The 6,298-nt window shown below is 61.7% G+C and carries 8 protein-coding genes and 2 pseudogenes; 4 read left to right on the top strand and 6 right to left on the bottom strand.

What is annotated here, in order from left to right; genetic code table 11:
* The 5 genes and pseudogenes from EN991_RS19340 to EN991_RS19320 form a co-directional block, all read right to left on the bottom strand.
* A pseudogene (locus EN991_RS19340) lies at positions 1-183 on the bottom strand (hypothetical protein); the annotation flags it as partial.
* Positions 184-191: 8 nt separating this feature from the next.
* The gene (locus tag EN991_RS19335) at positions 192-956 is read right to left on the bottom strand and encodes an amino acid ABC transporter ATP-binding protein (RefSeq protein WP_127369331.1); all 765 of its coding nucleotides are present in this window, start codon (positions 954-956) and stop codon (positions 192-194) included.
* Entirely contained in the window at positions 953-1,612 is a 660-nt protein-coding gene (locus EN991_RS19330) for an amino acid ABC transporter permease (RefSeq protein ID WP_127369330.1), read from the bottom strand. The genes EN991_RS19335 and EN991_RS19330 overlap by 4 nt, the downstream gene beginning before the upstream one ends.
* A 12-nt stretch (positions 1,613-1,624) precedes the next feature.
* Positions 1,625-2,272, bottom strand: a pseudogene (locus tag EN991_RS19325) (amino acid ABC transporter permease).
* Positions 2,273-2,336: 64 nt separating this feature from the next.
* Entirely contained in the window at positions 2,337-3,119 is a 783-nt protein-coding gene (locus EN991_RS19320) for an ABC transporter substrate-binding protein (protein WP_024504354.1), read from the bottom strand.
* Between the two features lie 135 nt (positions 3,120-3,254).
* On the opposite strand from EN991_RS19320, the gene EN991_RS19315 reads away from it, so the two are divergent.
* A complete protein-coding gene (locus tag EN991_RS19315; protein ID WP_127369329.1) occupies positions 3,255-4,214 on the top strand; it encodes a LysR family transcriptional regulator in 960 nt (319 codons plus the stop codon).
* 15 nt (positions 4,215-4,229) lie between these two features.
* On the opposite strand, the gene EN991_RS19310 is transcribed toward EN991_RS19315, so the two are convergent.
* A complete protein-coding gene (locus EN991_RS19310; protein WP_024504355.1) occupies positions 4,230-4,646 on the bottom strand; it encodes an acyl-CoA thioesterase in 417 nt (138 codons plus the stop codon).
* A 197-nt stretch (positions 4,647-4,843) separates the two neighbouring features.
* Here EN991_RS19310 and EN991_RS19305 point away from each other — a divergent pair, with 197 nt between their 5' ends.
* The 3 genes from EN991_RS19305 to EN991_RS19295 form a co-directional block, all read left to right on the top strand.
* Entirely contained in the window at positions 4,844-5,092 is a 249-nt protein-coding gene (locus tag EN991_RS19305; RefSeq protein WP_013532091.1) for a ParB N-terminal domain-containing protein, read from the top strand.
* Positions 5,093-5,291: 199 nt separating this feature from the next.
* Positions 5,292-5,777 (top strand): SRPBCC family protein, encoded by a 486-nt coding sequence (locus tag EN991_RS19300; protein WP_024504356.1) that lies wholly within the window; start codon positions 5,292-5,294, stop codon positions 5,775-5,777.
* 40 nt (positions 5,778-5,817) lie between these two features.
* Positions 5,818-6,298: alpha/beta hydrolase (locus EN991_RS19295; protein ID WP_164769200.1), on the top strand; the 481-nt coding region annotated here is incomplete at its 3' end.

Raw genomic sequence — 6,298 nt, 5'->3', positions numbered from 1 at the left:
TGTCGAACTGACATGCAAAGCCACCGTTTCGCCGGCGCGATAGGAAAACCGGTCGCTGTAGCACCAGATCTCGCCGCGTTCGCCATCCATGCCCGGCCACTCCCAGTAGTGGCCGCGCACGGCTTGCCGGCGCTGGTGGGGCGTCAGTCCGAAATCGGGGAATTCCGTGTTTGGGCTGTTCATGGTCATCCTCAGGCGGAAAGATATTTCTTGAGGAAGCTGCGCGTGCGGTCCTTCTGCGGCGCGCGGAACATGTCGCCGGGCGGGCCTTCCTCGACGATCACGCCGCCATCCATGAACAGCACCCTGTCGGCTACTTCGCCGGCAAAGCGCATCTCATGCGTTACGATGAGCATGGTCATGTGTTCGGCGGCAAGCTGTTTCATCACCGCGTTGACCTCGTCGACCAGTTCCGGATCGAGCGCCGAGGTGGCTTCGTCGAACAGCATCACCTTGGGCTGCATCGCCAGCGCACGGGCAATGGCCACACGCTGCTTCTGGCCGCCCGAAAGCCGCGAGGGGTAGGCGTCGATCTTGTCGGCGAGCCCGACCTTGGACAAGAGGCTATGCGCCAGCGCATGCGCGTCACTTTTGGTCATGCCTTTTAGGATGATCGGTCCCATGGAAATGTTCTCGATCACAGTCAGATGCGGGAACAGATTGAAGTGCTGAAACACCATGCCCATCTGCTGGCGCACCTTGTTGATGTGCCGCTCGAAGGCATGGCCGTGCAGCTTCTGGTTGACCTGCACGCCGTTGAGCCAGACTTCACCGGAGTCCAGGGATTCCAAATGGTTGATGGAGCGCAGCAGCGTGCTCTTGCCGGAGCCACTCGGGCCGATGATGGCGACGATCTGCCCGCGATCGACCGACAGGCCTATGCCTTTGAGGACCTCGACGGCGCCAAACGATTTGCGCGCGCCGCGAACCTCGACCATTGGCCGCTGCGTGCTCATCGGGAAACCTCCACATGTCTTTCAGACCGACGCAAGGCCGCCTCGAGCACAAGATTGAGAATGTAATAAAGCGCCGCTGCGGTGATGTAGAACTCGAACGGGCGGAACGTTTCGCTGATCGCCAGCTGGGCCGAATGGACCAACTCGGCGATGCCGATGACCGAGACGATCGAGGATTCCTTCAACAGCGCGATCAGATTGCCGCCGATCGGTGGTGCCGTGTTGCGGATGGCTTGCGGTATCACGACATGGCGCAGCGTCTGCCACTTGCCGAAGCCGATGCTGCGCGCACCCTCCGTCTGGCCGACATCGACGGCCACGATGCCGGCGCGGATGATGTCGGCATTGTAGACGGCAAAGTGCAGGCCGAGCCCAACAATGCCGGCGGCAAGGGCAGGAATGTCGATGCCGATCTGCACCAAGCCAAAATAGATCAGGAACAGCTGCAACAGCAGCGGCGTACCCATGAACACCCACATGAGGGCGCGCACGGGATAGGCGACGATCTTCGGAGCGTAGAGCACGATGACCGCGAACAGGATGCCGCCGACGAAGCTGAGTGCGCCCGCCGAGACCGTCAGCACCGCCGTCCACCAGGCACCAATCAACAGAAGGTCCCAGTAGGGCGCGACGACGGTGAAATCCAAACCTTGCATCGTGCTCTCCGGTCAGACGATGGCGAAGCGTTTGTCGAGCAGGTCGACGAACCGCGCAACCGCGTAGACCATGATCATGTAGAGCAGGGCTGCAACGCCGAATATCTCGAACGGCTTGTAGGTGGAGCCGATGAAGCGCTGGGCGGTGTAGGTCAGTTAGACGACTGAAATGGTCGACACAAGTGCTGATCCCTTCAACAAAGCAACCGTATTGACCCCGAGCGGCCGGATCATCAGCCGTGCGGCCTGCGGCAGCACGACCTTGCGCAAGGTCTGGAAACGGCTGAAGCCTATTGTGCGGGCGGCCTCCGTCTGGCCCCTGTCGACCGCGACCAGCGCACCACGGATCGATTCCGCCATATAGGCGCCGATGTTGAGACCGAGGCCGATAACGCCGGCGGCGAACGGCTCCAGATTGATGCCGATCTGCGGGCCGCCGAAATAGAGCACGAAGAGCTGGATCAGGCACGGCGTGCCGCGAAACAGGCTGACATAGAGCGTGCCGATGGTCCGCAGGATTGCCGATTTCGACATCTTGGCGGCCGCGGCCAATGAAGCAGCCGCGAGGCCCAGGATCAGGGCCAACACCGTGATCTCGATCGTCACCAAGGCGGCCTCCACGAAGAACGGGAAGACGCGCTGCATCAAGGAGAAATCCATGAAAGGGTCCAGCAGGAGTAACGCTCGGCTTCAGGCGGCTTTGGTCGCCTGAAGCCAGGAGAGATCAGCGGATGTCGCTGCCGACCCACTTCATCGAGATCTTTTCGTAGCTGCCGTCCGCCAGCATGTCGTCCAGCGCCTTCTGCATCGCAGCCTTGAGCTCCGGATTGTCCTTGCGGATGGCGATGCCGATGGCAACAGCGCCGCCTTCGATATCGGGCGTGTTGAGCTTGCGGACCTTCTCGCCCGTCTCCTTGACGGCAACCATGACCGGAATGTTGTCGACGACTATCGCGTCGACGCGGCCGGCCCTCAGCTCCAGCAGCAGTTCCGGCAGGCCCTTGTAGGTACGGATATCCCAGCCGCCCTTTTCGCGCGCCCATTTCTCATGCGTCTCGCCCAGCGTCACGCCAATGGTCTTGCCCTTGAGGTCGTCGAGGCTCTGCACTTTCGACTGCTCGCTGACGAAAACGGCGCGGCCGGCGTGGTAGTAAGGCCCGACGAAATCGACCACCTTTTCACGCTCAGGCGTGATCGTCATCGAGCCAACGACGGTGTCGTATTTGTTGGCGAGCAGGCCGGCAATGATGCCGTCCCAGGCCGTGGTGATGATGGTGCCCTTGACACCGATGCGCTCGGCGATGGCCTTGCCGATATCGGCGTCGAAACCGACGACTTCATTCTGGTCGTTGACGAAGTTGAAGGGCGGATACTGACCGCTCATGGAAATCTTCAGCTCGCCCGCCGCCTTGATCTTTTCGAGGTCGTCGGCCCTGGCCGAAACGGCAGTGAAGGTCGACGCAAGCAGCAGGGCCGCAACGGCGATGCCGGAAAATACTCTGTTCATCTGATTTCCTCTCCTCTGGATGGCGCGCAAGGTTTGTTCTTGGGAGGCGTGCAGACGCTTTCCTGTCATCAATGATTGCCTTTGCGGTATCATTGCGCAAATAGATAATGGGAATAGAGAGCATAGATATCAGGAATGGTACTTCCACGCCCCGAACGACTGGTCTGGGATCTCGACTGGAACCTTCTGCGGACATTCGTCGTCATCGCGGAGGTGAAGGGCATCACGCGAGCTGCGGAGCGACTGAACCTCAAGCAACCCAGCGTCAGCAATGCTCTGCGGCGGCTGGAGGACCGGGTGGGCCGGCGTCTGGTCGAGCGCGACGCGACGCGCTTCGAACTGACCGAGGTCGGGCGGCTTCTCTACGAGCAGAGCGTCGAGGTGTTCGGCACCATATCGCAGTTGCCGCTGCTGATGCGCGGCATCAGCGACGATGTTACCGGCCATGTGATGATCGCGACGGCAAGCCATGTCGTCTCGCCGCTCTTTGATCAGGCGCTGTCCGAGTTCCACAGCAACTACCCTCACGCCAGCATCACCATTTCAGTCGCAGCAAGCACCGAAGTCGCCAAGCAGGTGAGGGACCGGCGTGCTTCCTTCGGCATCTGCCTGGTCAGCCAGCGCGATCCGGCGCTGGAATATGCGATGGTCTACCGCGAGTTCTTCGGCTTCTTCTGTGGGCCGCAGCACAGGCTTTACGGGCAAACCGGGCTGACGCTGACCGATCTCCGGGGCGAGCCCTCGGTATCGTTCCAGACCGACCACATCTCGGATGCGTTGCGGCCGGTCGCGCTGTTGCGCAGCGAGGCCCGGCTCAACGCCGATGTCGTCGGCGTGTCCTCGAGCCTGGAAGAGGTGCGGCGCATGATCGTCGCCGGGTTGGGCATTGGGCCGCTGCCGCTGCACGTCGCGCGGCGGGACGTGGCGGATGGAATGCTGTGGCGGCTGCCGCCCTATGACGCGCCGCCGGCCATCGACATCTTCCTGCTGGTCAATCCGGACAAGGTGATGAACCGCGCCGAGAAGGCGCTGCTGTCAGGGCTGCAGACGCTGATTGCCGACACGCCCCTCGAGGACCGCATCTACATAGGCTGACGGGCGGAGACAGGCTTATTCGATCAGGAAGGCCGAAGAGCGGTCGCGCATCGGCTCGTCCAGAGCGACCGAGGCGCGCGCGGCAAGGTCGAAGCGCACGCTTGTCGTCCGGCTCGATGCGCGGACAATGCCGTCGAGCGAGCCCAACATCACCTGTTCGAAGGTGATGGAGGTGCGGCCGATCTTCACGACATGCGAGCGGATGGTGATGAGCGCACCGGCTTTCGTTTCATGCCGATAGTCGATTTCGGTGCGCACGTCGGCCCATCCGATCTGCGACGCCTGGTTGTCGTCCTGTCCGGCGATATGGCCGAGAAGCTGGAAGCTGGCATCATCGAACATCGCCGCGTAGTGACGCACATTCACGTGCCCCATCACGTCGCACATCCAGGGATGGGCGACGCCGACAAAGGTGACGAGAGATTTGCTCATGGGGATTTGCTCCGTGGCCTTCGACGATCGCGCAGACGCAATATCGAAACGCGCGACGACAGGCAAACGATCTGCTGTCCCTGGCATCTTCGAACCGAGAATGGCCTTCGGACTTCGTATTCGTTAGCCGCACCCTTGGCCACCTCCATCAAACGGACTATCTCAGGGGTGGCGGCGTTTCCGCCACGGGGGTCGGCATGCTCAGAGTGCAAAAGGTCAAGGTCGACGAGATCTACGTGCCGACGGCGCGCAAGAAGACGCTGCATCCCGAGACCGTCCGCCATCTCGCCGAGGACATTCTGGAAAACGGCATGAAGACGCCGATCCAGGTCCGCCATGACGGCAAGCGCCACATCCTCGTCGAGGGCCTGCACCGGCTGGAAGCGGCAAAGTGGCTCGGCGAGACCGAGATCGAGGCCTATCTGGTGCAAGCCAAGCGCCACTGAGGCTTTGGCCCATCGATCACTTTGTCATCCTCGGGTCTCCGCGACGGAGCTGCGTTCCTGCTCCGCCCGTGGATGACGAAGGTGAGTGACGCCTCGGGTCAATCGAAACGGTGTCGCAAAATTTTCGCTGGCCGATGTCGGCTTGCGGTTCATCGGCTCGTCCTTGGGACGGAAGCCAGATCAAACGCAGGACGCCATCATGACCACCAAGCTCGACATCGCCCCCACCAACGACCGCGAACTGGTTCTCGCCCGCATCATCGATGCGCCGCGCGAGAACGTCTATCGCTGCTGGACCGATCCGAAACTGATCACGCGCTGGTTCTCTCCAAAACCGTGGACGACGCCGCGCGCGGAGATGGATGTGCGCGCCGGTGGCTCGAGCCTTGTCGTCATGGCCAGCCCGGACGGCAACGAGTTCCCCAACCCAGGTGTCTTCCTCGAAGTCGTTGCCGGCAGGAAGATCGTCCTCACCGACGCCTACACTGAGGCTTGGCAGCCTTCGGAAAAGCCGTTCATGACCGTCGCGCTGACCTTCGAGGACGAGGGCAACGGCAAGACCCGCTACATCGCTCGGGTCAGGCACTGGAGCGTCGCCGACCGCGAACAGCATGAGAAGATGGGGTTCCACGAGGGCTGGGGACAGTGCGCCGACCAGCTCGAAGAACTCGCCAAAACGCTTTGATCCGCATAACGCCTTGATATCGACAGGAGAGGAGATCGATATGTTCAAAACCCTGTTTTTCGCCATTTTTGCTTCGGCCGCAGCACTGCTTGCCTGCCCGGGCATCACCAATGCAGAGGAGACAAAACCTGCCATGACGACTGAAACGAATGCACTGCCGAAGCCGGAAAAGTCCGGCCTTCTGACGATCAACGGCCTGAACTACTACTATGCGATCTATGGCAAGGGCGAGCCGCTGCTTCTGCTGCATGGTGGTCTTGGCACCACGGATATGTTCGCGCCGATCCTGCCGAAACTTGCCGAAAACCGCACCGTCATCGGCGTCGACCTGCAGGGTCACGGCCGCACCGCGCTGGGTGACCGACCATTCACCGTGGAGGCGATGGGCGACGACATGGCCGCCATCGTCAAGGCGCTCGGTTACAGCCAGGTCGATGTCATGGGCTATTCGCTGGGCGGCGGCGTCGCCTTCCGCATGGCCGTCCAGCATCCCGAAGCGGTGCGCCGCCTCGTCCTGGTAT

The organism is Mesorhizobium sp. M7A.F.Ca.US.005.03.2.1 (assembly GCF_003997795.1).
Classification (GTDB): domain Bacteria; phylum Pseudomonadota; class Alphaproteobacteria; order Rhizobiales; family Rhizobiaceae; genus Mesorhizobium; species Mesorhizobium ciceri.
Note: the sequence above shows the minus strand (reverse complement) of the source record. Positions and strands in the feature narration are given on the sequence as shown.

Bases quoted from the DNA above. Each gene is read 5' to 3' on its own strand.
- EN991_RS19335 (WP_127369331.1), bottom strand. From the start codon at position 956: ATGAGCACGCAGCGGCCAATGGTCGAGGTTCGCGGCGCGCGCAAATCG.
- EN991_RS19315 (WP_127369329.1), top strand. From the start codon at position 3,255: ATGGTACTTCCACGCCCCGAACGACTGGTCTGGGATCTCGACTGGAAC.
- EN991_RS19320 (WP_024504354.1), bottom strand. From the start codon at position 3,119: ATGAACAGAGTATTTTCCGGCATCGCCGTTGCGGCCCTGCTGCTTGCG.
- EN991_RS19310 (WP_024504355.1), bottom strand. From the start codon at position 4,646: ATGAGCAAATCTCTCGTCACCTTTGTCGGCGTCGCCCATCCCTGGATG.
- EN991_RS19305 (WP_013532091.1), top strand. From the start codon at position 4,844: ATGCTCAGAGTGCAAAAGGTCAAGGTCGACGAGATCTACGTGCCGACG.
- EN991_RS19300 (WP_024504356.1), top strand. From the start codon at position 5,292: ATGACCACCAAGCTCGACATCGCCCCCACCAACGACCGCGAACTGGTT.
- EN991_RS19330 (WP_127369330.1), bottom strand. From the start codon at position 1,612: ATGCAAGGTTTGGATTTCACCGTCGTCGCGCCCTACTGGGACCTTCTG.